At 62.7% G+C, this 23,408-nt stretch carries 21 protein-coding genes; 1 reads left to right on the top strand and 20 read right to left on the bottom strand.

Annotation, left to right across the window (positions count from 1 at the left end):
• Positions 1–370: 370 nt before the first annotated feature.
• The 8 genes from rpoS to QN085_RS05945 all read right to left on the bottom strand — a co-directional run bounded on the left by rpoS (position 371) and on the right by QN085_RS05945 (position 7,653).
• Entirely contained in the window at positions 371–1,378 is a 1,008-nt protein-coding gene (gene rpoS / locus QN085_RS05980; protein WP_013971277.1) for an RNA polymerase sigma factor RpoS, read from the bottom strand.
• Positions 1,379–1,486: 108 nt separating this feature from the next.
• Positions 1,487–2,344 (bottom strand): peptidoglycan DD-metalloendopeptidase family protein, encoded by an 858-nt coding sequence (locus QN085_RS05975; protein WP_023662488.1) that lies wholly within the window; start codon positions 2,342–2,344, stop codon positions 1,487–1,489.
• A 217-nt stretch (positions 2,345–2,561) separates the two neighbouring features.
• Positions 2,562–3,200, bottom strand: a complete 639-nt coding sequence (locus QN085_RS05970) for a protein-L-isoaspartate(D-aspartate) O-methyltransferase (RefSeq protein WP_015269209.1) — start codon at positions 3,198–3,200, stop codon at positions 2,562–2,564.
• Positions 3,201–3,235: 35 nt separating this feature from the next.
• Positions 3,236–3,985, bottom strand: a complete 750-nt coding sequence (surE, locus tag QN085_RS05965; protein WP_013971274.1) for a 5'/3'-nucleotidase SurE — start codon at positions 3,983–3,985, stop codon at positions 3,236–3,238.
• The gene (gene truD / locus QN085_RS05960; protein ID WP_013971273.1) at positions 3,973–5,031 is read right to left on the bottom strand and encodes a tRNA pseudouridine(13) synthase TruD; all 1,059 of its coding nucleotides are present in this window, start codon (positions 5,029–5,031) and stop codon (positions 3,973–3,975) included. The genes surE and truD overlap by 13 nt, the downstream gene beginning before the upstream one ends.
• Positions 5,028–5,501, bottom strand: coding sequence for a 2-C-methyl-D-erythritol 2,4-cyclodiphosphate synthase (gene ispF / locus QN085_RS05955; RefSeq protein WP_013971272.1), 474 nt, complete (start codon positions 5,499–5,501; stop codon positions 5,028–5,030). The genes truD and ispF overlap by 4 nt, the downstream gene beginning before the upstream one ends.
• Positions 5,502–5,677: 176 nt before the next feature.
• On the bottom strand, positions 5,678–6,532 hold the full coding sequence (gene fghA, locus QN085_RS05950; protein ID WP_013971271.1) for an S-formylglutathione hydrolase: 855 nt from the start codon (positions 6,530–6,532) through the stop codon (positions 5,678–5,680).
• An 8-nt stretch (positions 6,533–6,540) separates the two neighbouring features.
• Positions 6,541–7,653 carry an S-(hydroxymethyl)glutathione dehydrogenase/class III alcohol dehydrogenase gene (locus QN085_RS05945; protein ID WP_013971270.1) on the bottom strand — a complete coding sequence of 371 codons (1,113 nt, stop codon included), beginning with the start codon at positions 7,651–7,653 and terminating at the stop codon, positions 6,541–6,543.
• A 107-nt stretch (positions 7,654–7,760) separates the two neighbouring features.
• Between QN085_RS05945 and QN085_RS05940 the strand changes: the two genes are divergently transcribed.
• Positions 7,761–8,657, top strand: a complete 897-nt coding sequence (locus tag QN085_RS05940) for a LysR substrate-binding domain-containing protein (RefSeq protein WP_013971269.1) — start codon at positions 7,761–7,763, stop codon at positions 8,655–8,657.
• 132 nt (positions 8,658–8,789) lie between these two features.
• On the opposite strand, the gene ispD is transcribed toward QN085_RS05940, so the two are convergent.
• The 12 genes from ispD to fabZ all read right to left on the bottom strand — a co-directional run bounded on the left by ispD (position 8,790) and on the right by fabZ (position 23,355).
• Positions 8,790–9,497 carry a 2-C-methyl-D-erythritol 4-phosphate cytidylyltransferase gene (gene ispD / locus QN085_RS05935; protein ID WP_013971268.1) on the bottom strand — a complete coding sequence of 236 codons (708 nt, stop codon included), beginning with the start codon at positions 9,495–9,497 and terminating at the stop codon, positions 8,790–8,792.
• The gene (ftsB, locus tag QN085_RS05930; RefSeq protein ID WP_004375443.1) at positions 9,494–9,775 is read right to left on the bottom strand and encodes a cell division protein FtsB; all 282 of its coding nucleotides are present in this window, start codon (positions 9,773–9,775) and stop codon (positions 9,494–9,496) included. Before ftsB ends, ispD begins: the two co-directional genes overlap by 4 nt.
• Positions 9,776–9,942: 167 nt before the next feature.
• Entirely contained in the window at positions 9,943–11,232 is a 1,290-nt protein-coding gene (gene eno, locus QN085_RS05925) for a phosphopyruvate hydratase (protein ID WP_013971266.1), read from the bottom strand.
• Between the two features lie 153 nt (positions 11,233–11,385).
• A complete protein-coding gene (gene kdsA, locus QN085_RS05920) occupies positions 11,386–12,231 on the bottom strand; it encodes a 3-deoxy-8-phosphooctulonate synthase (RefSeq protein WP_013971265.1) in 846 nt (281 codons plus the stop codon).
• 3 nt (positions 12,232–12,234) lie between these two features.
• Positions 12,235–13,863: a CTP synthase gene (pyrG, locus tag QN085_RS05915; RefSeq protein ID WP_004375437.1), complete on the bottom strand. Its 1,629-nt coding sequence runs from the start codon at positions 13,861–13,863 to the stop codon at positions 12,235–12,237.
• A 269-nt stretch (positions 13,864–14,132) separates the two neighbouring features.
• Entirely contained in the window at positions 14,133–15,416 is a 1,284-nt protein-coding gene (gene tilS / locus QN085_RS05910) for a tRNA lysidine(34) synthetase TilS (protein WP_196183968.1), read from the bottom strand.
• Positions 15,417–15,557: 141 nt separating this feature from the next.
• Positions 15,558–16,505 carry an acetyl-CoA carboxylase carboxyl transferase subunit alpha gene (gene accA, locus QN085_RS05905; RefSeq protein ID WP_023661471.1) on the bottom strand — a complete coding sequence of 316 codons (948 nt, stop codon included), beginning with the start codon at positions 16,503–16,505 and terminating at the stop codon, positions 15,558–15,560.
• A 106-nt stretch (positions 16,506–16,611) separates the two neighbouring features.
• The gene (gene dnaE / locus QN085_RS05900) at positions 16,612–20,136 is read right to left on the bottom strand and encodes a DNA polymerase III subunit alpha (RefSeq protein ID WP_023661472.1); all 3,525 of its coding nucleotides are present in this window, start codon (positions 20,134–20,136) and stop codon (positions 16,612–16,614) included.
• Between the two features lie 251 nt (positions 20,137–20,387).
• Entirely contained in the window at positions 20,388–21,011 is a 624-nt protein-coding gene (gene rnhB / locus QN085_RS05895) for a ribonuclease HII (protein WP_013971261.1), read from the bottom strand.
• A 1-nt stretch (position 21,012) separates the two neighbouring features.
• Positions 21,013–22,140: a lipid-A-disaccharide synthase gene (lpxB, locus tag QN085_RS05890; RefSeq protein ID WP_013971260.1), complete on the bottom strand. Its 1,128-nt coding sequence runs from the start codon at positions 22,138–22,140 to the stop codon at positions 21,013–21,015.
• A 1-nt stretch (position 22,141) separates the two neighbouring features.
• Positions 22,142–22,918, bottom strand: a complete 777-nt coding sequence (lpxA, locus tag QN085_RS05885) for an acyl-ACP--UDP-N-acetylglucosamine O-acyltransferase (RefSeq protein ID WP_023661474.1) — start codon at positions 22,916–22,918, stop codon at positions 22,142–22,144.
• Positions 22,915–23,355 (bottom strand): 3-hydroxyacyl-ACP dehydratase FabZ, encoded by a 441-nt coding sequence (fabZ, locus tag QN085_RS05880; protein WP_004375427.1) that lies wholly within the window; start codon positions 23,353–23,355, stop codon positions 22,915–22,917. Before fabZ ends, lpxA begins: the two co-directional genes overlap by 4 nt.
• Between the last annotated feature and the right edge of the window lie 53 nt (positions 23,356–23,408).

Here is a 23,408-nt window from a genome sequence, read left to right as displayed (position 1 = left end):
GTGACACATCTCCTCACAGCTGAATAAGTCCGGATTTTCAATGAGTTGGGAAAACGCAGGATCTGGATACGACAATGATTTACTGAAGCGTGCATAAAAGGCTTACAGAACAAGTAAGCAAAGGCTTACACGCGATGTTATTGGGGTAGCGCAGTACATAATGTCTTGGGGCTGCTTTGCAGCCCTTTCGCGACACAAGGCCGCTCCCACAGGATAGTGGTGCATTCAAAGGCGATGAAATACCTGTGGGAGCGGCCTTGTGTCGCGAAAGGGGCGCAAAGCGCCCCCGCAATTTTGAATGGGACACCTCTGATCGCCACATACAAAAACGCCCCGAAATCATCGGGGCGCTTTGTGTTACAGACTTCCGCTACTGGAACAACGACTCACTGGACAGGCCGTTCTTCTCGAGAATCTCACGCAAACGCTTGAGCCCCTCGACCTGGATCTGCCGCACCCGTTCGCGGGTCAGGCCAATCTCCAGTCCAACATCTTCCAGGGTGCTGCTTTCATGCCCGCGCAAGCCAAAGCGGCGCACCACCACTTCACGCTGCTTGTCGGTCAACTCGCCCAGCCACTGGTCGATACTCTGCGACAGGTCATCATCCTGCAGCAGTTCGCATGGGTCGGTCGGGCGGTCGTCGGTCAAGGTATCGAGCAGGGTCTTGTCCGAGTCTGGGCCGAGCGACACATCCACCGAAGACACCCGCTCGTTCAGGCCCAGCATACGCTTGACCTCGGCGACCGGCTTCTCCAGCAGCGTGGCTATTTCTTCTGGCGAGGGTTCGTGGTCCAGTTTCTGGGTCAGCTCGCGCGCAGCGCGCAGGTAGACGTTCAGTTCCTTGACCACGTGGATCGGCAGGCGAATGGTGCGGGTCTGGTTCATGATCGCCCGTTCGATGGTCTGGCGAATCCACCAGGTCGCATAAGTCGAGAACCGGAAACCACGCTCCGGGTCGAACTTCTCGACCGCACGGATCAGCCCAAGGTTGCCCTCCTCGATCAGGTCGAGCAGCGACAGGCCGCGGTTCACGTAACGACGGGCAATTTTTACAACCAGGCGCAGGTTGCTTTCGATCATGCGCTTGCGGCCGGCAGGGTCGCCCTTTTGCGACAGGCGCGCAAAGTGCACTTCCTCTTCCGGCGAAAGCAGAGGCGAGAATCCTATCTCGTTGAGATACAACTGGGTGGCATCGAGCGCCCGGCTGTAATCGATGTACTTGTGTTGCTTGAGCGAAGAGCCCGACTTGGCCCTCGTCCGAACCGAAGATACAGCAGGTTCGTCTGACACCACATCCGTTTCCAAAACGATACCCGTCTCCATCAGAAGCAGGTCATCGTCGATGTCAAACTCCGGCACTTCTTTACTGAGAGCCATTGTTATAGTCCTTTGCTGAGTTCGAACTCAGACTCGAGCGGCACCTATCTCCTTGGCAGCGCTGGAGCCTGTCCCCTCTACATCACAGGAACAGGCCGGGTACAACGGTCAACGACGTGGCAGGAACTGGAGCGGATCGACGGGTTTGCCCTGGCGGCGAATCTCGAAATGCAGCTTCACCCGATCTGTGCCCGTGGACCCCATTTCAGCAATCGACTGCCCTGCCTTGACCTGCTGCCCCTCCCGAACCAACAGCCTGCGGTTATGGCCGTAGGCACTGACGTAGGTATCGCTGTGCTTGATGATGATCAGTTCGCCGTAGCCCCTCAAGCCACTCCCGGCGTACACCACTGCACCATCAGACGCAGCAAAAACAGGCTGTCCCAAATCACCGGCGATATCAATGCCTTTATTCAAACTACCGTTTGAAGCGAATTTTCCAATCAGCACGCCGTTGGCGGGCCAGGTCCAGCCACCTACCGCACGCTCCGCGGCAGGCACCGTGGCGACCACCGGGGCGCTGCTGGAGGCTGCCGGCGTGGCCGGTTTGCTGGTGTTGCCAGGAGGTGTGCTGGTGCTTCCCACAGGCCGCCGGATGACCGTGGTCTTGCTCGACGACGACGGGCTGGACACCACCGTGGTGCTGCCGGTAGAGCCGCTGCTGAAACGAATCGCTTGCCCCGGGCGAATGGTGTAGGGCGCCGCGATACCGTTGCGCGCAGCCAGCTCCTTGTAGTCCCAGCCATAACGGAAGGCGATGGAGAACAGCGTATCGCCAGGTTTGACGATGTACTGCCCGGTGGTTACTGCCGGGCGCTTGGGCACGGTGTTGTTGCGGTCGACCACCCGCGCGCTGTTGCTGCTGGTGCTCGAGCAACCTACCAGTAGCGTGCCCATGGCCAGTGCAATCACCAGAAGCGTGAAACCCGACCCGTCCTTGCGCTGCCGAATGACTGTGTGACCCACCCGCGCTCCCCTCATGGTGCCGAAAACGAAATGACAACAAATGCAATATTATTGCAATTATAACCAAGCCCGCCCGCATTGGCAGGGTTGGTGAAAGACTGCTGCAAAGCCTTGCAACACGCTGTGCGCTAGCGCTTCACCCCGCCAGATAGACAGGGCGTTGCAGCAAGAATTCGGTGCTGGCGCAAAAATATCGCGCGACTCGAACCAGCAGTGTTCAGGCCAGCGGGCCGTTGAGCAGCGGTACGAAGCGCACGGCCCCCAGCACGCGGCGGGAGAATCCATGCTCCTCGCGCACGATCAGCATCAGCTGCTGGGTTTCGCCGGCTGGGCCCACCGGGATCACCATACGGCCACCCGGCGCAAGCTGGTCGAGCAGTGCCTGCGGCACTTCCGGCGCTACGGCGGTGACGATGATGCCGTTGTACGGCGCCAGCGCCGGCCAGCCTTCGCAACCATCCCCCCAGCGGAACACCACGTTGCGCAGGTTCAGCTCCACCAGGCGCTCCTTGGCCCGGTCCTGCAACACCTTGATGCGTTCCACCGAGAACACCCGCTCGACCAACTGAGCCAGGATTGCCGTCTGGTAGCCCGAGCCGGTGCCGATCTCGAGCACCTTGTCCAGCGGCCCGGCCTCGAGCAGCAGTTCACTCATGTGGGCAACCATGAACGGTTGCGAGATCGTCTGGTTGTGGCCGATCGGCAGCGCGGTGTCTTCGTAGGCGCGATGCGCCAGCGCCTCGTCGACGAACAGGTGGCGCGGGGTACGACGGATGACGTCGAGCACCTTGGTGTTCGAAACGCCCTCCTCGCACAGGCGCTGGATCAGCCGCTCCCGGGTGCGCTGGGAGGTCATGCCGATGCCACGCCGCAGCATATCGTCCTCACGCATCAGAGCAGGCCCTCCAGCCAACCGTCGAGCTGCTCGAAGGCATCACTGAAGGTGCGGTCGAGCTGCAGCGGAGTGATCGATACATAGCCTTGCATCACCGCGTGGAAGTCGGTCCCCGGGCCACCGTCCTCGGCATCCCCGGCGACAGCGATCCAGTAGCCTTCCTTGCCGCGTGGGTTGACCACCTTGGTCGGCGCCGCCGCCCGCGCCCGGTGACCGAGGCGGGTGAGCTGGATGCCACGAATGTGCTCCAGCGGCAGGTTGGGGATATTGACGTTGAGCACGGTGCGCGGTGGCAAGGCCAGGCGCGACTGAGCCTCGACCAGGCGGCGGGCGATGTGGGCCGCGGTGGGCAGGTTGTCCGGCTGGCGCGACAACAGCGAAAACGCCAGCGAGGTACCGCCGAGGAAACGGCCTTCCAACGCGGCCGCGACCGTGCCCGAATAGAGCACGTCGTCACCCAGGTTGGCACCGAGGTTGATCCCCGACACAACCATGTCCGGCGCCTGTGGCAACAGCCCATTGAGCCCCAGATGCACGCAGTCGGTCGGCGTGCCGTTGAGACTGATGAAGCCATTGGCCAAGGTCTGCGGGTGCAGTGGCCGGTCCAGCGTCAGCGAACTGCTGGCGCCGCTCTTGTCTTGATCCGGGGCAATAACCACGCACTCGGCGTAATCCACCAGCGCAGCATGCAGCGCGGCGATGCCGGGTGCGGTAACACCGTCGTCGTTCGAAATCAGAATACGCATGAGCTGTCCGTCTGCCCCGCCGACACCAGATCCACGATTTCGCGCACCACCACGGTGGCGAAACATCCGGCCGGAAGGACGAATTCCAGTTGCAGGATATCAGGCTCGGGATAATGCCACGTAAGACCGCCAATAGGGAGCCGCAGAATGCGTCGTTCGTGATCCATGCCCGCCAGGGCCAGCCACTGGCAAAGTGCCGGCTGCCGTGCGGCGATCGCATCCTCTTGTTGCGCAGTACTCCCCGTAGCCGGCGAATCGCCTGCCCCCCACAGCGGGCCGGTCGGATGCAGGTCAAGAATCGCCAGCCGAGGATCGGAACATTCCGACTCCCCAGCAGGAAAGAAGCTACGACTCGTGGTGAACGCCAACAGGTCGCCCACCTGCGCACGCGCCCAGCTGCCGTCGGCAACACGGGCTGCCAGCACCTGGTTGAACAGGTAGCTGCGCCCGGCCGAGAGCAACCGCGAACGCACGTTGCGCTGTTCGGGCAGGGCATTGCGTGCGGCCCAATCAAGAGCGTCGTGAACGTTGCCGCCACCGTGGCCGAAGCGCTGGGTGCCGAAATAATTCGGCACACCGTACTGCTTGAGCTGTTCCAGGCGCGCATCCACCGCTTGGTGATCGGCAGCCAGGGCAGTCAGGCGCAGCGTGAAGCCATTGGCCGAATGCGCACCGCGCTGCAGCTTGCGCTGGTGGCGCACCTGCTTGAGCACACGCAGGCTGGCATCCTCGGCACGCGACAGGTCCGGGTCGGCCTTGCCGGGCAGGTGCAGGCTGAACCACTGGCGGGTCAGGGCCTGGCGGTCCTTGAGGCCGGCGTAGCTGATCGTGCGCACCGGCACCCCTGCGGCACGGGCCAGGCGGCGGGCCGCCTCCTCGGTGTTCAGGTCACGCTTTTCGACCCACAGCCACAAGTGCTCGCCCTGTCCCGACAGCGGGATGTCCAGCACTTCGTCGACTTGGAAATCTTCGGCCACTGCCTTGAGAACGGCGGTACCCAGTGGTTCGCCCGATGCACGCGGGCCCAACAGTTCCAGTTCGGTCATGCTGGCAGCAACAGGGCTACCGAATGCACGGCGATGCCCTCCTCGCGGCCGGTGAAGCCGAGCTTCTCGGTGGTGGTAGCCTTGACATTGACCTGGTCGAGTTCGACCTGCAGGTCTTCGGCGATCAGTTTGCGCATGGTTTCGATGTGCGGTGCCATCTTCGGCGCCTGGGCGACGATGGTGGCGTCGATGTTGCCGACCTTCCAGCCCTTGGCCTGGACGATGCCGACCACATGGCGCAGCAGAACACGGCTGTTGGCGCCTTTGAACTGCGGGTCGGTGTCGGGGAAATGCTTGCCGATGTCACCCAGCGCTGCCGCGCCAAGCAAGGCATCGCTCAGGGCGTGCAGCAGCACGTCGCCATCGGAGTGGGCCAGGAGGCCGTATTTGTGGGGGATACGCACCCCGCCCAGGGTAATGAAATCACCGTCGCAGAAACGGTGCACATCGTAGCCGTGGCCAATACGCATAGAAAAACGCCCTGAATGAGTCAGGGCGTGATTCTACCTGCTTTTGAGGCATTGGGGCTGCTTCGCAGCCCATCGCCGGCATGCCAGCTCCCACAGGTATGGCACAGGGCCCGAGGGCCATGCAGTCGAGGTGGGAGCTGGCTTGCCAGCGATGAAGCAAGCACCACAGCTACGCCTTACACCCGCCCCAAGGCCACCGCATGATGACGCAGGTGCTCCTCGATGAAGCTGGCGATGAAGTAGTAGCTGTGGTCATAGCCAGGCTGCAGGCGCAGGGTCAGTTCATGCCCACCTTTGCGTGCCGCCTGCTCCAAGGCTTCAGGCTTAAGCTGCTTCTCGAGGAAGTCGTCGCGGTCGCCCTGGTCCACCAGCAACGGCGGGCATTCGCCGGCCGGAGCCTCGGCCAGCAGCACGCTGGCATCCCACTCGCGCCAGCGCGCCCGGTCTTCACCCAGGTAGCGGCTGAAGGCTTTCTCGCCCCACGGGCAATCCATCGGGTTGCTGATCGGCGAGAACGCCGACACCGAGCGGTAGCGCCCCGGGTTGCGCAAGGCGCACACCAGCGCGCCATGCCCACCCATGGAGTGGCCACTGATGCTGCGCTCGCCCGAAGCCGGGAAGTGCGCCTCGATCAACGCGGGCAATTCCTCCACCACATAGTCGTGCATGCGGTAGTGCTGGGCCCAGGGCTGCTGAGTGGCATTGAGGTAGAACCCGGCACCCAGGCCGAAGTCCCAGGCACCGTCCGGGTCGCTCGGCACCTGCTCACCACGCGGGCTGGTGTCGGGGGCTACGATGATCAACCCAAGCTCCGCAGCCAGGCGCTGGGCGCCGGCTTTCTGCATGAAGTTCTCGTCGGTGCAGGTGAGGCCGCTGAGCCAGTACAGCACCGGCAGCTTCTCGCCCTGTTCGGCCTGCGGCGGCAGGTAGACGGCGAACACCATGTCGCAACCCAGCACCTTGGAGTGATGCCGGTAACGCTTGTGCCAGCCGCCGAAGCTCTTCTGGCAGGAGATGTTATCCAGGCTCATGGCAAACCTCAGAAGTGGATGACGCTGCGGATGCTCTTGCCTTCATGCATCAGGTCGAAGGCCTTGTTGATGTCTTCCAGGCCCATGGTGTGGGTGATGAAGGTATCCAGCGGGATCTCGCCCTTCTCGGACATTTCCACGTAGCTCGGCAGCTCGCTACGACCACGCACGCCACCGAACGCCGAACCACGCCATACGCGACCGGTAACCAGCTGGAACGGACGGGTGGCGATTTCCTGGCCGGCACCGGCCACGCCGATGATCACCGACTCACCCCAGCCCTTGTGGCAGCATTCCAGCGCAGCACGCATCAGCTGCACGTTGCCGATGCACTCGAACGAGAAGTCCACGCCGCCGTCGGTGAGATCGACGATCACTTCCTGGATCGGGCGGTCGTAGTCTTTCGGGTTGATGCAGTCGGTAGCACCCAGCTGACGGGCGATCTCGAACTTGGCCGGGTTGATATCGATGGCAATGATGCGCGACGCCTTGGCCTTGACCGCACCGATCACTGCCGACAGGCCGATGCCGCCCAGACCGAAGATGGCCACGGTGTCACCCGCCTTGACCTTGGCGGTGTTGAGCACCGCGCCGATACCGGTGGTGACGCCGCAACCCAGCAGGCAGACCTTTTCCAGCGGCGCTTCTTTCTGGATCTTGGCCACGGAGATTTCCGGCAGCACGGTGTACTCGGAGAAGGTCGAGGTACCCATGTAGTGGAACAGTTGCTGGCCTTTGTAGGAGAAGCGCGTGGTGCCGTCCGGCATCAGGCCCTTGCCCTGGGTGGCGCGGATGGCCTGGCAAAGGTTGGTCTTGCCCGAGAGGCAGAACTTGCACTTGCCGCATTCCGGGGTGTACAGCGGAATGACGTGGTCACCGACGGCGACCGAGGTGACGCCCTCGCCTACCGCCTCGACGATCGCGCCACCTTCGTGACCGAGGATCGACGGGAAGATGCCCTCCGGGTCGGCGCCCGACAGGGTGTAGGCGTCGGTGTGGCAGACACCGCTGGCGACCACGCGCAGCAGCACTTCACCGGCCTTGGGCATGGCCACGTCGACTTCGACGATTTCCAGGGGTTTCTTAGCTTCGAAAGCTACAGCAGCACGGGACTTGATCATCAAAGGTCTCCAGACAGAGTGTCGATTCAGTCTGGCAGTGTAATTCACCGCTTTTTGATGAATAATCAGGCCAAAGACAAAACATTATTGCCATACAGGGATAATCAATGAGCAGCCGCTGGGAAGGCATCGACGAGTTCGTCGCCGTGGCCGAGTCGGGCCAGTTCACCGCGGCCGCAGAGCGTCTGGGGGTTTCCTCGTCGCACATCAGCCGGCAGATCGCCCGACTGGAGGAACGGCTGCAGACGCGCCTGCTGTACCGCAGCACCCGGCGGGTGACCCTGAGCGAGGCCGGGCAGACGTTCCTGCAGCACTGCCAGCGCTTGCAGGATGGCCGCGAGGAAGCCCTGCGCGCCATGGGCGATCTGGCCAGCGAGCCCAAGGGGCTGCTGCGCATGACCTGCGCGGTGGCCTACGGCGAGCGTTTCATCGTGCCGCTGGTGACGCGGTTCATGGCGCTGTACCCGCAGCTGCGGGTGGAAGTGGAACTGAGCAACCATACCCTCGACCTGGTGCATGAAGGCATGGACCTGGCCATCCGCCTGGGCCGGCTGGCCGACTCGCGATTGGTGGCAACCCGCCTGGCGCCCCGGCGCATGTACCTGTGTGCTTCGCCGGACTACCTGGAACGTTATGGTCGGCCGCACAGCCTGTCGGAACTGGCGCGGCACAACTGCCTGGTAGGCAGTTCGGATTTGTGGGCGCTACAGCAGGACGGCCGCGAGATCAGCCAGCGAGTCCAGGGCAACTGGCGTTGCAACAGCGGGCAGGCGGTGCTGGACGCAGCGCTGCAGGGGATGGGGTTGTGCCAGTTGCCGGATTACTACGTGCTGGAGCACTTGAACAGTGGTGCGCTGGTGTCGTTGCTTGAGGCGCACCAGCCACCGAATACCGCGGTGTGGGCGCTGTATCCGCAGCAGCGGCACCTGTCGCCGAAGGTACGGCGGCTGGTGGATTACCTGAAAGAAGGGTTGGCGGGGTTGCCGGAGTATCGCTTGAACTGAAACCTTGTGCTGGCTGCTCTGGCCTCTTCGCGGGTAAACCCGCTCCCACAGGTACAGCGCAAACCTGAAGGGATGTGCGATACCTGTGGGAGCGGGTTTACCCGCGAAGAGGCCGGCACAGGAGCAAGAAATTCAGCGGCGCCCTGCCCAACGCTGGCGCAACCACTCCAGATCTTCCGGCCGGGTCACCTTGATGTTGTCGCTGCGCCCTTCGACCAGCCGCGGCGCCTGGCCGGACCACTCGATGGCAGAGGACTCGTCGGTCACCAGCACATCCGACACAAGACACTCGGCCAGCGCCTGATGCAACGCCCCAAGGCGGAACATCTGCGGTGTATAGGCCTGCCAGATGGTACTGCGGTCTACGGTAGCGCCCACCCGGCCATCAGCATCGGCCCGCTTGAGGGTATCGCGCGCCGGCACCGCCAGCAGGCCACCCACCGGGTCGTCCGCCAGCTCCGACAATAGCTTGTCCAGATCGCTGCGCGCCAGGTTCGGTCGTGCAGCATCGTGTACCAGCACCCAATCACTGTCCGCAGCCCCGAGAGCATGCAGCACCAGCAAGGCATTGAGCACCGAGTCGGCACGCTCTCGACCACCCGCGGCACGCTGGATGCGCGGGTCGCTGGCGCAGCGCAGGCGAGGCCAGTACGGGTCATCTTCGGCAATGCTGACCACCACGCCCTTGAGCATCGGGTGGCCAAGAAAACAGTCGAGGCTGTGCTCGATAATGGTTTGCCCGGCCAGCTCCAGGTACTGCTTGGGGCGGTCGGCAGCCATGCGGGCACCTACGCCCGCAGCAGGAATCACGGCCCAGAAGGCCGGTAAGGTTTCGATCATTTCTGTGGCAACTGGAAGAGGGTTTCGCCCTCTTTGACCATTCCCAATTCGTGGCGAGCCCGCTCTTCAACGGTCTCCATGCCTTTTTTCAGCTCCAGCACTTCGGCATCGAGCACGCGATTGCGCTCGAGCAAGCGCTCGTTTTCGGCATGCTGCTCAGCAATCTGCTGCTTCAGCTCGGTCACTTGCGCCAGGCTGCCATTACCCACCCACAGGCGGTACTGCAGGCCACCCAGCAGCAGGAGCAGGACGAGGAACAACCAATAGGGACTGCGCATCACGTTATCCAGGTTAAAAAGGCTGCCGGGTATTTTTACTTCCGGGCCTCGAATAGCACGAAGCCTGGCCGAGGCCAGGCTTCGTCGACAGAAACCCGTTGAAATGTAGGAAAGTTCAGTACGAACGTTCCCACAACTCCGGCTGCTGTCTTTTTACCATCTCTTGCTTAACCGCGAAACTCGGCACGACCGCGGTAAACCGCTTTGGCACCCAGTTGCTCTTCGATGCGCAGCAGTTGGTTGTACTTGGAAACGCGGTCGGAACGGCACAGCGAGCCAGTCTTGATCTGGCCGGCAGCAGTACCCACGGCCAGGTCGGCAATGGTCGAGTCTTCGGTTTCACCGGAGCGGTGCGAAATCACTGCGGTGTAGCCAGCAGCCTTGGCCATCTGGATGGCTTCCAGGGTTTCGGTCAGCGAACCGATCTGGTTGAACTTGATCAGGATCGAGTTACCGATGCCCTTCTCGATGCCTTCCTTGAGGATCTTGGTGTTGGTCACGAACAGGTCGTCGCCAACCAGCTGCACCTTGGCACCGATCTTGTCGGTGAGGATCTTCCAGCCAGCCCAGTCGGACTCGTCCAGGCCGTCTTCGATCGAGATGATCGGGAAGCGCTCGGTCAGGCCTTTCAGGTACTCGGCAAAGCCTTCAGCGTCGAACGACTTGCCTTCGCCGGACAGGTTGTACTTGCCGTCTTCGTAGAACTCGGAAGCCGCGCAGTCCAAGGCCAGGGTCACGTCGGTGCCCAGCTTGTAGCCGGCTTTCTCAACGGCTTCGGCGATGGCGCCCAGAGCGTCTTCGTTGGAAGCCAGGTTAGGGGCGAAACCACCTTCGTCACCAACGGCGGTGTTCAGGCCACGGGCCTTGAGCACGGCTTTGAGGTGGTGGAAGATTTCGGTACCCATGCGCAGGCCGTCGGAGAAGGTCTTGGCGCCAACCGGCTGTACCATGAACTCCTGGATGTCGACGTTGTTGTCGGCGTGCTCGCCACCGTTGATGATGTTCATCATCGGTACCGGCATCGAGTACTGGCCAGGGGTGCCGTTCAGGTTGGCGATGTGCGCGTACAGCGGCAGGTCCTGGTCCTGGGCAGCGGCCTTGGCGGCAGCCAGGGAAACGGCCAGGATGGCATTGGCGCCCAGCTTGGCCTTGTTCTCGGTACCGTCCAGCTCGATCATGGCGCGGTCCAGGGCCTTCTGGTCGGCAGGGTCCTTGCCCAGCAGCAGGTCACGAATCGGGCCATTGATGTTGGCAACAGCCTTCAGCACGCCCTTGCCCAGGTAACGGCTCTTGTCGCCATCACGCAGCTCCAGCGCTTCGCGCGAGCCAGTGGAAGCACCGGACGGCGCGCAGGCGCTGCCGATGATGCCGTTGTCGAGCAGTACATCGGCTTCCACGGTGGGGTTGCCACGCGAATCGAGAACTTCACGACCTTTGATGTCGACGATTTTTGCCATTGTTGTAAGCACTCCAGAATTGACGAAAACAACTTAGCTTAGGAAATTCCAGCCGTTCACCGGGCGGACTTGCAGTGGGCAGGCCGGGTGAAGGGAACCCCTGACCGACTGGTCAGGGGTGGATCGGGCGGTACTTTACCCGAGAATCGAGCTTTACGCGGTTTCTACCGTCGGAAAACTTTTCACCAGGTCGTCCAGTTGCTTGAGCTGGGCCAGGAATGGCTCCAGTTTGTCCAGGCGCAGGGCACATGGGCCATCGCACTTGGCGTTGTCCGGATCGGGGTGGGCTTCGAGGAACAGACCGGCCAGGCCTTGGCTCATGCCGGCCTTGGCCAGGTCGGTGACCTGGGCGCGGCGACCACCGGCGGAATCGGCGCGACCACCCGGCATCTGCAGGGCGTGGGTCACGTCGAAGAACACCGGGTACTCGAACTGCTTCATGATGCCGAAGCCGAGCATGTCCACCACCAGGTTGTTGTAGCCGAAGCTCGAACCACGCTCGCAGAGAATCAACTGGTCGTTACCGGCTTCTTCGCACTTGGTCAGGATGTGTTTCATTTCCTGAGGCGCGAGAAACTGGGCCTTCTTGATGTTGATCACTACGCCGGTCTTGGCCATGGCCACCACCAGATCGGTCTGGCGCGACAGGAATGCCGGCAGCTGGATGATGTCGCACACTTTGGCTACAGGCTCGGCCTGATAAGGCTCGTGTACGTCGGTGATGACCGGCACGTTGAAGGTGCGCTTGATCTCTTCGAAGATCTTCAGCCCCTCTTCCATGCCAGGGCCACGGTAGGAGGTTACCGACGAACGGTTGGCCTTGTCGAAGCTGGCCTTGAACACGTACGGGATACCAAGCTTCTCGGTCACCCGCACGTACTCTTCGCAGACCTTCATTGCCAGGTCACGGGACTCCAGGACGTTCATGCCGCCGAACAGGACGAACGGCTTGTCGTTGGCGATCTCGATGTTACCGACGCGAATGATCTTCTGGGTCATTGATCAGGCCTTGTTCTTCTGAGCCAGGGCTGCCTTGACGAAACCGCTGAACAGCGGGTGGCCGTCACGCGGGGTCGAGGTGAATTCCGGGTGGAACTGGCAGGCGACGAACCATGGGTGGTCCTTGGACTCGACCACTTCCACCAGCGCGCCGTCTTCAGAGCGGCCGGAAACCACCAGGCCGGCATCGATCAGTTGCGGCAACAGGTTGTTGTTCACTTCGTAGCGATGGCGGTGACGCTCGGTGATCACGTCCTTGCCGTAGCAATCGTGCACCTTGGAACCGGCCGCCAGCTGGCAATCCTGTGCGCCCAGGCGCATGGTGCCACCCAGGTCGGAGGCTTCGCTGCGGGTTTCGACGGCACCGGTGGCATCGGCCCACTCGGTGATCAGGCCGACTACCGGGTGGCCGCTGTTGCGGTCGAACTCGGTGGAGTTGGCGTCCTTCCAGCCCATCACGTTACGGGCGAATTCGATCACGGCCACCTGCATGCCCAGGCAGATACCCAGGTACGGCACCTTGTTCTCACGGGCGTATTGCACCGCGGTGATCTTGCCTTCCACGCCGCGCAGGCCGAAACCGCCCGGCACCAGGATGGCATCGGCACCTTCGAGCAGGCTGGTGCCCTGGTTCTCGATGTCTTCCGAGTCGATGTAGCGCAGGTTGACCTTGGTGCGGTTGGTAATGCCGGCGTGGCTCATCGCTTCGATCAGCGACTTGTACGCATCCAGCAGCTCCATGTACTTGCCGACCATGGCGATGGTCACTTCGTGCTCAGGGTTTAGCTTGGCATCGACCACCTTGTCCCACTCGGACAGGTCGGCGCCATTGCACTGCAGGCCGAAACGCTCGACGACGAAGTCATCCAGGCCCTGTGCGTGCAGCACGCCCGGGATCTTGTAGATGGTGTCGACGTCTTCCAGCGAAATCACCGCACGCTCTTCAACGTTGGTGAACAGCGCGATCTTGCGACGCGACGAGGCATCGACCGGGTGGTCGGAGCGGCAGATCAGCACGTCAGGCTGCAGGCCGATGGAGCGCAGCTCCTTGACCGAGTGTTGGGTCGGCTTGGTCTTGGTCTCGCCAGCGGTGGCGATATACGGGACCAGGGTCAGGTGCATCAGCATGGCGCGCTTGGAGCCCACTTCGACGCGCAGCTGGCGGATGGCTTCGAGGAACGGCTGCGACTCGATGTCACCCACGGTACCGCCGATTTCCACCAGGGCCACGTCGGCATCGCCGGCGCCCTTGATGATGCGACGCTTGATTTCATCGGTGATGTGCGGGATGACCTGGATGGTCGCGCCCAGATAGTCACCACGACGTTCCTTGCGCAGTACGTGCTCGTAGATGCGGCCGGTGGTGAAGTTGTTGTTCTGGGTCATGGTGGTGCGGATGAACCGCTCGTAGTGGCCCAGGTCGAGGTCGGTCTCGGCGCCATCGTGGGTGACGAACACTTCACCGTGCTGGAACGGGCTCATGGTGCCCGGATCGACGTTGATGTACGGATCCAGCTTGAGCATGGTGACCTTCAGGCCCCGCGCTTCCAGGATGGCCGCCAGGGAAGCCGAGGCAATGCCTTTCCCCAATGAAGAAACAACACCGCCCGTGACGAATATGTAGCGCGTCATGAAAAACCCTAGAAGTCTGCGTTAAGGCGGCCAGCGCCGCCGGAGAAAGCGAAGGAAGGCCGAAGCCCCCGATCACCTGCGTCAATCACAGTGCATCTCGAAAAACTGCCGCGTCTGTACAGACCAGGGGTATCCCCGGCATGGAGCTCGCTCGTCATTTCCAGAATCAGCCCAGCAAAAAACTGCTTGGTAATCGGCAACTCCTGTGTTTTCGCGGAACCCACAGAAGCTGTATCAAGAAGGGAGGGTAGTCTACCCGAATGTACCCTTCAGCTCAAACCTTGCGCGTTCGTCGGCAACTGCCAGGACAGCTGGCAATCAGCCTGCACCAGCCCGGGCAGGTTGGCCACCGCCAGCAAGCGTTCGCCCTGGTACAGCAGTGGCAGGCGCGGGCGCAGGAAAAGCGGCACCTGCAGTTCGTTTAACAGGCGCTTGAGGTCGCGTCGGCCGCGGCCGGGGACATCCAGCACTTCACCGCCCTGGCGGTAGGCAATGCGCAAGCCGCCCAGCGGCGCTGCGCCAACAAGACGCACCCTGCCGTTACCCGGCAACAGCAAAGGCTTGGTGGGATCGGCCCAGGGCAGTTCGCCGACGGGCAGCTGCAGCCAGTCACCACTCAACCACCAGATGCGGCCATGACTGCGCAGCAACTGCCCATCGGCAAGCTGCCAGGCGGGCCGGGCATCGGCCGCGGCATCGCGCAGGTCCGCCCAGCCGACCCAGTGTCGGGTGTCGGGCAGGCGGGTACGGTGGCTCAGCCAGTACTGCAGGGCATTGCGCTGACGGGCCGGCGACAGCGCCACCAGGTTGGCCAGATCGAGGGAGTCCAGCCCCGGCCAAGCCAGCGGCGCGCCCTCCCCGGCGAGCGCCAGGTCGTCCTGGGCAAGCTCGTCCAGCAGGCCTTGGGCTTCGCTCAGGTGCTCGGCGGCGCGGGCAAGGTTCTGGCTGGCCTGCGGCCAACGTTGCCGAAGCAGCGGAAAGACTTCGCTGCGCAGGTAGTTGCGGGCAAATTGTGTGTCAGCGTTCGTCGGATCTTCGATCCAGGCCAGCCCATTGACCTGGGCGTGGTCCTGCAGTTGCTGGCGGGAACAGCCCAGCAACGGCCTGACCAGGCTACCCTGCCCTAGCGCCCGCTGCCCCGGCATTGCAGCCATGCCACGCAGGCCTGCGCCGCGCAGCAGGCGGAACAGCAGGGTTTCGGCCTGGTCGTCGCGGTGCTGGCCGGTGAACAGGATGTCGCCTGGGCCGAGGGCTTGCCTGAAGGCAGCATAGCGGGCGTCGCGGGCGGCCTGTTCGAGGCTGGCGCCGGGGATGACCTGGACGTGGATGACCTGGAGTTCGATGCCGAGATTGTCGCAGACGGTTTGGCAGTGGGCGGGCCAGGCATCGGCGGCGGGTTGCAGCCCATGGTGGACGTGGATGGCGCGCAATGGAGGGGATGCGTGATTGCGGGCGTAGTCGGCCAGCAGGTGCAGGAGGACGGTGGAATCGAGGCCGCCGGAGAAGGCGATGTACCAGGCTGGGGCGTTGAGCCAAGGGGTGAGGTTGATCATCGAACCCGCACTCAATTCGAGAATGCATTCGCGGGTGAACCCGCTCCCACAGGGATCGCGCCGTTTCAGAGGGCTGCGCAGTACCTGTGGGAGCGGGTTCACCCGCGAACACCGGCGAAGCCGGTGCCATTCATCTCGCTATCAGATACCGTAGCTCATCAGGCGATCGTAACGGCGGGCCAGCAGCGCGTCATGGTCGAGCTTGCCGAGCATGTCCAGCTGCTGTACCAGGTCGGCACGGATGCTTTCCGACATCTTCGCCGGGTCACGGTGGGCGCCGCCCAGCGGCTCCTGGATGACCTTGTCGACGATGTTCAGGCTCTTCAGGCGCTCGGCGGTGATGCCCATGGCATCGGCTGCGTCGGCTGCCTTGTCGGCAGTCTTCCACAGGATCGAGGCGCAGCCTTCCGGCGAGATCACCGAGTAGGTGGAGTACTGCAGCATGTTCAACTGGTCGCACACACCGATGGCCAGCGCACCGCCGGAACCACCCTCACCGATCACGGTGGCGATGATCGGGGTTTTCAGGCGCGCCATCACGCGGAGGTTCCAGGCGATGGCCTCGCTCTGGTTGCGCTCTTCGGCGTCGATGCCCGGGTAGGCGCCCGGGGTGTCGATGAAGGTCAGGATCGGCATCTTGAAGCGCTCGGCCATTTCCATCAGGCGGCAGGCCTTGCGGTAGCCTTCAGGGCGCGGCATGCCGAAGTTGCGGCGTACCTTCTCGCGCACTTCGCGGCCCTTCTGGTGACCGATGACCATGACCGGCTTGCCGTCCAGGCGCGCAGTACCGCCGACGATGGCAGCGTCGTCGGAGAAATGGCGGTCGCCGTGCAGCTCTTCGAACTCGGTGAAGATGTGCTCCAGGTAGTCCAGGGTGTAAGGACGACGCGGATGACGAGCCAGGCGGGCGATCTGCCAGCTGGTCAGGTTGCCGAAGATGCTTTCGGTCAGGGTGTTGCTCTTGTCTTGCAGACGGGCAATTTCATCGCTGATGTTCAGCGAGTTGTCGTTGCCTACCAGGCGCAGGCCTTCGATCTTGGCTTGCAGGTCGGCAATCGGCTGTTCGAAATCGAGAAAATTCGGGTTCATAGTCATCCGTCTTGGGTCTACGGCCAGGCGGCCGGCCGGTTGATCCGTTTGGCGCCCTACCTTAAGGGATCAGGCGCATTCAGGTCGAGATTAAATTTTTGTCGGTTCAACGATATTGCAGGAAGACGTTCTCACGCCCGAACTGGTCACGCAGCGCCTGAATCAGCCCATCGGCAGGGTCGATAGCCCACTGCTCGCCGAACTGCAGCATGGCCTTGGCGTCGCTGCCGGTGTATTCGAGGGTGATCGGGCAAGCGCCGCGATGGCGGGTAATCAACTCGCCCAGCCACTTCAGCCGGTCGCCCTTGAGCGCTTCGTGTGCCACCTTCAGGCGCAGGCTCTCGGCCAGCTTGGTGCGCGCATCCTCCATGGTCATCACCTGCTTCACCCGCAGGCGCAGGCCACCGGAGAAATCGTCGTTGCTGACCTCGCCTTCGACAACCACCATGGCATCGGTCTGCAGCAAGGACTGTGCCGCCATGAAGGCATCGGCAAACAGCGATGCTTCGATGCGCCCGGAGCGGTCATCCAGGGTGACGAAGCCCATCTTGTCACCCTTCTTGTTCTTCATCACCCGCAGGGCAATGATCATGCCGGCGATAGTCTGGGTATCGCGTGACGGCTTGAGGTCGATGATGCGCTGGCGGGCGAAGCGGCGGATCTCGGTCTCGTACTCGTCGATCGGGTGGCCGGTGAGGTACAGGCCAAGGGTGTCCTTTTCGCCCTTCAGGCGTTCCTTGAGGGTCAGTTCGCGCACCTTGCGGTGGTTGGCGTAGACGTCGGCATCCGCCTCTTCGAACATGCCGCCGAACAGGTCGACGTGCCCACTGTCAGCGGTGTGGGCGGCCTGCTCGGCAGCCTTGATTGCCTCGCCCAGCGCCGAGAGCAGAGTTGCACGGTTGATGTCGATGTTGGCGTGGTAGGCCTTGATCTCGTCATGGAAGTGTGGGCCCAGGCGGTCCAGCGCACCACTGCGGATCAGCGCGTCGAGGGTGCGCTTGTTGACCCGTTTGAGGTCGATGCGCTCACAGAAGTCGAACAGGTCCTTGAATGGGCCACCCTGGGCGCGGGCCTCGACGATCGCCTCCACCGGGCCCTCGCCGACGCCCTTGATGGCGCCCAGGCCGTAGACGATGCGCCCGTCATTGTTGACGGTGAACTTGAAGTCGGAGAAGTTCACGTCGGGCGCGTCGAGGCGCAGCTTCATGCTGCGCACTTCCTCGACCAGCACCACCACCTTGTCGGTGTTGTGCATATCCGCCGACAACACCGCAGCCATGAACGGCGCCGGGTGGTGGGTTTTCAGCCACGCGGTCTGGTACGACACCAGGCCATAGGCGGCGGAGTGGGATTTGTTGAAGCCGTAACCGGCGAACTTTTCCACCAGGTCGAAGATGTTACCAGCCAGGTCTGCATCGATATTGTTGTTGGCACAACCTTCGATGAAACCACCGCGCTGCTTGGCCATCTCCTCGGGCTTCTTCTTACCCATCGCACGGCGCAGCATGTCGGCGCCGCCGAGGGTATAGCCAGCCATCACCTGGGCGATTTGCATCACCTGTTCCTGGTACAGGATGATGCCGTAGGTCGGTGCCAGCACCGGCTTCAGGCCTTCGTACTGGTAGTCCGGATGGGGGTAGGCGAGCTCGGCGCGGCCGTGCTTGCGGTTGATGAAGTCGTCCACCATGCCCGACTGCAGCGGGCCTGGGCGGAACAACGCCACCAGTGCGATAAGGTCTTCCAGGCAGTCGGGCTTGAGCTTCTTGATCAGCTCTTTCATGCCCCGCGATTCAAGCTGGAACACCGCCGTGGTTTCGGCCTTCTGCAACAGCTCGTAGGTCTTGCGGTCGTCCAGCGGGATGAAGTCGATGTTTACATCGGGCAGGTTCTTCTTGGCCTGCTCGCGGTTGATGATCTCCATCGCCCACTTGATGATGGTCAGGGTCCGCAGGCCGAGGAAGTCGAACTTCACCAGGCCGGCGGCCTCGACGTCATCCTTGTCGAACTGGGTTACCAGGCCGCCGCCCTCTTCATCACAGGCGATCGGCGAGAAGTCGGTGAGCTTGGTCGGGGCGATGACCACACCACCGGCGTGCTTGCCGGTACCGCGTGTCACGCCCTCGAGCTTCAGGGCCATGTCCCAGATTTCGCGGGCGTCTTCGTCACCCTTGAGGAAGTCGCGCAGGATCTCTTCCTGCTCGTAGGCCTTTTCCAGGGTCATGCCCACTTCGAACGGGATCATCTTCGACAGGCGGTCGGCTAGACCGTATGACTTGCCCTGTACCCGCGCCACGTCCCGCACCACCGCCTTCGCCGCCATGGTACCGAAGGTGATGATCTGGCTGACCGCGTTGCGGCCATAGGCTTCGGCCACATAGTCGATCACCCGGTCACGGCCATCCATGCAGAAGTCGACGTCGAAGTCGGGCATGGAAATCCGTTCAGGGTTGAGGAAGCGCTCGAACAGCAGGTCGTAGGCCAGCGGGTCGAGGTCGGTGATCTTCAGTACATAGGCCACCAGCGAGCCAGCACCCGACCCCCGGCCCGGGCCGACAGGCACACCGTTGTTCTTGGCCCACTTGATGAAGTCCATCACGATCAGGAAGTAACCGGGGAAGCCCATCTGGATGATGATGTCCAGTTCGAACTTCAGGCGGTCCAGGTAAACCTGGCGCTTCTCTTCGTAGTTGGGCGTGGTCTCTTTCGGCCACAGCACTGCCAGGCGCTCTTCCAGGCCTTCGTGGGACACATGCCGCAGGTAGTCATCGATGCCCATGCCATTGGGCGTGGGGAAGTCGGGCAGGAAGTACTTGCCCAACTGCACCTGGATGTTGCAACGCTTGGCAATCTCGACGGTGTTGGCAATGGCGTCGGGCAGGTCGCTGAACAGTTCGGTCATTTCTTCGGCCGACTTCAGGTACTGCTGGTCGCTGTACATCCTTGGCCGGCGCGGATCGTCGAGGGTCCAGCCCTCACCGATGCATACGCGGGTTTCGTGAGCATCGAAGTCCGATTGCTTGATGAAACGCACATCGTTGGTTGCCACCAGCGGAGCGCCGAACCTGTCGGCCAAGGCCACGGCGGCGTGCACATATTCCTCGTCGCGGGCGCGGTTGGTGCGCTGCACCTCGACATAGAAGCGCTCGGGGAACATCGCCATCCAGTCCTGCAGCAGGGCCTCGGCTTCATCTTGCCGCCCCGCCAGCAAGGCCATGCCGATGTCACCTTCCTTGCCTGCGGACAGGGTGATCAAGCCCTCGCTGGCCGGGGCGATCCATTCACGCTGAAGGATCACCAGGCCGTTGCGCTGGCCCTCGGTCCAGCCGCGCGAGATCAGCTCGGTGAGGTTGCGGTACCCCTTGGGGTTCATGGCCAGGAAGCAGATACGCGACAGCGGTGCTTCCGGGTCGGCAGCGGCCAGCCACAGGTCGGCGCCGCAGATCGGCTTGATGCCCGCGCCCATGGCAGTCTTGTAGAACTTTACCAGCGAGCACATGTTGCTCTGGTCGGTGATCGCCACCGCCGGCATGTTCATCCCGGCCAGCGCCTTGGCCAGCGGCTTGATCCGCACCAGGCCGTCGACCAGCGAGAATTCGGAGTGGACGCGCAGGTGAACGAAGGGAACCGACATGGAAGATCCTGTAGCAGTGCTGAACGACAAGGGCGGGATTGTAGCGTAAATGGGGATAGGATTTGGGATTGCGGTGTCGGCCAGAGAATAAAGAATGTGCGCGCACCGCCCCACTGTGGGAGCGGGTTCATCGAGGCGTCGAACCGCCGCGAAGAATCCAACGCGGTGTATGGCACCGGCTGCGCCGGTGTTCGCGGCTAAAGCCGCTCCCACAGAGGATAGCGTGACATCTGCAGCAACGAACTAATAGGTCAGATCAGGGAGTCGGTAACGCCTTCACGTGCGTCCCACGCGGCCCGCACCGGGGCAAAGGAGCGCCGATGAATGGGCGTAGGCCCCAACCGTGCCAGCGCCTCGAGGTGCACCGGGGTCGGGTAGCCCTTGTGCCCGCCAATGCCATAGCCCGGGTAGATCAGCTCGAATGCGCTCATCTCCCGGTCACGGGTCACCTTGGCCAGGATCGACGCCGCCGCGATGGCCGGCACCTGGCTATCGCCCTTGACTACCGGCGACGCCGGTACGGCCAGTTTCGGGCAACGGTTACCGTCGATCAGGGCCAGCTTCGGTGTAATGTGCAGGCCTTCCACCGCGCGCTGCATGGCCAGCATGGTCGCATGCAGGATGTTCAGGCGGTCGATTTCCTCGACCTCGGCACGCGCAATGCAGAAGCTCAAGGCCTTTTCGCAGATCTCGTCGAACAGCGCTTCGCGCTTGGCTTCGGTGAGTTTCTTCGAATCGTTCAGGCCGAGGATCGGGCGCGCCGGGTCGAGGATCACCGCCGCGGTCACGACTGCACCGCACAGCGGGCCACGGCCCACTTCGTCGACGCCGGCGACCAGGTCTTCGACCAGGTTGAAGTCCAGTCCAATTTGCATGTCAGCGGTCCTTGAGCAAGGCCAGTACCGCCTCGGCCGCCTGGTTGGAGGCGTCACGGCGAAGGGTGCGGTGAATTTCGTCGAAACTTTCGGTCTGCCGGCTGCCATCGGCTACCAGCGGCGCCAGGGTATTGGCCAGTGCTTCGCTGGTGGCGTCATCTTGCAGCAGCTCGGGTACCAGCGCACGCTGGGCCAGCAGGTTCGGCAACGAAACGTAGGGGCTCTTTACCAGGCGTTTGAGGATCCAGTAGGTCAGGGGCGCCAGGCGATAGGCCACAACCATCGGCCGCTTGTACAGCAGCGCTTCGAGGGTGGCAGTACCCGAGGCGATCAGCACCGCGTCACAGGCCGCCAGGGCCTGGTGCGACTGGCCATCGAGCAGGGTCAGCGGCAGCTTACGCCCTTCGAGCATCTGCTCGATCTGGGCGCGCCGCGCGGCATTGGCACAGGGCAGTACGAAACGCACGCCCGGTACCTGCTGGCGCAGCCTTTCGGCAGCATCCAGGAACAGTGCCCCCAGGCGCCCTACTTCGCCGCCCCGGCTGCCCGGCATCAACGCCACTACCGGCCCTTCGCCCAAGCCCAGCGCGGCACGCGCCGCAGGACGGTCGGCTTCTAGCGGGATGGTATCGGCCAACGGGTGGCCAACGAAGCGCACTGGCACGCCCTGCTCTTCATAGAACCGCGCCTCGAATGGCAACAGCGTCAGCATCAGGTCGCAGCCTTCGCGAATCTTCAGCACACGCTTCTGCCGCCAGGCCCATACCGACGGGCTGACGTAGTGCACGGTCTTGATCCCGGCCTGACGCAGTTTCAGTTCGATGTTGAGGGTGAAGTCGGGGGCATCGATGCCGATGAACACATCGGGCTTTTCACCGATCAGGGTCTCGATCAGCAGCTTGCGCCGCTTGAGCAGCTCGCGCAGGCGCCCCAGCACTTCGACCAGGCCCATGACGGCCAGGCGCTCCATGGGGAAATAGGATTGCAGGCCTTCGGCTTCCATCAAGGGACCACCAACGCCGATGAACCGTACATCGGGGTGGCGTGCCTTGATGGCACGCATCAAGCCTGAACCGAGAATATCGCCGCTGGCCTCACCTGCGACCAAGGCTACGCAAAGCTGGGCCATGTCAGCGGGTGATGCCGCGGGCGGAGTTCACGATCGACTGACGGAACAGATCGACCTCAGGGTGCTTCGCAGCCAGTTCGTCCAGCTCCTTGAGCGCGTCTTCGACGGTCAGGCCCTGGCGATAGACGATCTTGTAGCAACGGCGCAGCACATGGATCACCTCGTCGCTGAAACCCCGGCGGCGCATGCCTTCGAAGTTCATGCTGCGGGCTTCGGCCGGGCTGCCGAACACGGTGACGAAGGCCGGGACATCCTTGCCGATCGCCGTGCCCATGCCGGAAAACGCGTGGGCACCGATATGGCAGTACTGGTGCACCAGGGTGTAACCGGACAGGATCGCCCAATCCCCCACGTGCACATGGCCGGCCAAGGCCGTGTTGTTGACCAGGATGCAGTGGTTGCCGATAACGCTGTCGTGGCCGATGTGGGCATAGGCCATGATCAGGTTATGGTCACCGACGGTGGTTTCAGAACGGTCCTGGACGGTACCGCGGTGGATGGTCACCCCTTCGCGGATCACATTGTGGTCACCGATCACCAGGCGCGTCGGCTCACCCTTGTACTTGAGGTCCGGGGTGTCTTCGCCGATCGAGGAAAACTGAAAGATACGGTTGTGCTTGCCGATGCGGGTCGGCCCTTTGAGCACAACATGCGGGCCGATAACGGTGCCCTCCCCGATCTCCACATCAGGGCCAACGATCGACCAGGGGCCGACCTCGACACCATCGGCCAGCCTGGCCGACGGGTCGATAATGGCCCGAGGATCAATCGAATTCATAGGGAGCGTTCCGCGCAGGTGATTTCTGCCGAGCAAACCGGCTTGCCGTCGACCAGGGCGCGGCACTCGAATTTCCAGATCATGCTCTTGCGGCTGAGGAACTTGGCTTCCAGCACCAACTGGTCACCTGGCAGTACCGGCTGACGGAAACGCAGCTTGTCGGAGCCGACGAAGTAGTACAGGGTGCCATCGGCCGGTTTGGCGTCGAGCATCTTGAAACCGAGGATACCCGCGGCCTGTGCCATGGCTTCGATGATCAGGACGCCCGGCATGATCGGGTGCGCCGGGAAATGGCCGTTGAAGAACGGCTCGTTGATGCTGACATTCTTGTAGGCACGAATGCTCTGGGCCTCGTAGTCCAGCTCCGTCACGCGGTCCACCAACAGGAACGGGTAACGGTGAGGCAGGTATTCGCGAATCTCGTTGATGTCCATCATTTCGGGGGGGAAGCCTGTAATAAGAATAGGGAGCGCAGGTGCTGACCACACGC

Source organism: Pseudomonas sp. M2(2023) (assembly GCF_030263955.1).
Lineage (GTDB): Bacteria > Pseudomonadota > Gammaproteobacteria > Pseudomonadales > Pseudomonadaceae > Aquipseudomonas > Aquipseudomonas asiatica.
This window is presented reverse-complemented; position numbering and strand designations above follow the sequence as displayed.

Bases quoted from the DNA above. Each gene is read 5' to 3' on its own strand.
- rpoS (WP_013971277.1), bottom strand. From the start codon at position 1,378: ATGGCTCTCAGTAAAGAAGTGCCGGAGTTTGACATCGACGATGACCTG.
- QN085_RS05970 (WP_015269209.1), bottom strand. From the start codon at position 3,200: ATGACCTCCCAGCGCACCCGGGAGCGGCTGATCCAGCGCCTGTGCGAG.
- surE (WP_013971274.1), bottom strand. From the start codon at position 3,985: ATGCGTATTCTGATTTCGAACGACGACGGTGTTACCGCACCCGGCATC.
- truD (WP_013971273.1), bottom strand. From the start codon at position 5,031: ATGACCGAACTGGAACTGTTGGGCCCGCGTGCATCGGGCGAACCACTG.
- ispF (WP_013971272.1), bottom strand. From the start codon at position 5,501: ATGCGTATTGGCCACGGCTACGATGTGCACCGTTTCTGCGACGGTGAT.
- fghA (WP_013971271.1), bottom strand. From the start codon at position 6,532: ATGAGCCTGGATAACATCTCCTGCCAGAAGAGCTTCGGCGGCTGGCAC.
- QN085_RS05945 (WP_013971270.1), bottom strand. From the start codon at position 7,653: ATGATCAAGTCCCGTGCTGCTGTAGCTTTCGAAGCTAAGAAACCCCTG.
- QN085_RS05940 (WP_013971269.1), top strand. From the start codon at position 7,761: ATGAGCAGCCGCTGGGAAGGCATCGACGAGTTCGTCGCCGTGGCCGAG.
- ispD (WP_013971268.1), bottom strand. From the start codon at position 9,497: ATGATCGAAACCTTACCGGCCTTCTGGGCCGTGATTCCTGCTGCGGGC.
- ftsB (WP_004375443.1), bottom strand. From the start codon at position 9,775: ATGCGCAGTCCCTATTGGTTGTTCCTCGTCCTGCTCCTGCTGCTGGGT.
- eno (WP_013971266.1), bottom strand. From the start codon at position 11,232: ATGGCAAAAATCGTCGACATCAAAGGTCGTGAAGTTCTCGATTCGCGT.
- kdsA (WP_013971265.1), bottom strand. From the start codon at position 12,231: ATGACCCAGAAGATCATTCGCGTCGGTAACATCGAGATCGCCAACGAC.
- pyrG (WP_004375437.1), bottom strand. From the start codon at position 13,863: ATGACGCGCTACATATTCGTCACGGGCGGTGTTGTTTCTTCATTGGGG.
- tilS (WP_196183968.1), bottom strand. From the start codon at position 15,416: ATGATCAACCTCACCCCTTGGCTCAACGCCCCAGCCTGGTACATCGCC.
- accA (WP_023661471.1), bottom strand. From the start codon at position 16,505: ATGAACCCGAATTTTCTCGATTTCGAACAGCCGATTGCCGACCTGCAA.
- dnaE (WP_023661472.1), bottom strand. From the start codon at position 20,136: ATGTCGGTTCCCTTCGTTCACCTGCGCGTCCACTCCGAATTCTCGCTG.
- rnhB (WP_013971261.1), bottom strand. From the start codon at position 21,011: ATGCAAATTGGACTGGACTTCAACCTGGTCGAAGACCTGGTCGCCGGC.
- lpxB (WP_013971260.1), bottom strand. From the start codon at position 22,140: ATGGCCCAGCTTTGCGTAGCCTTGGTCGCAGGTGAGGCCAGCGGCGAT.
- lpxA (WP_023661474.1), bottom strand. From the start codon at position 22,918: ATGAATTCGATTGATCCTCGGGCCATTATCGACCCGTCGGCCAGGCTG.
- fabZ (WP_004375427.1), bottom strand. From the start codon at position 23,355: ATGATGGACATCAACGAGATTCGCGAATACCTGCCTCACCGTTACCCG.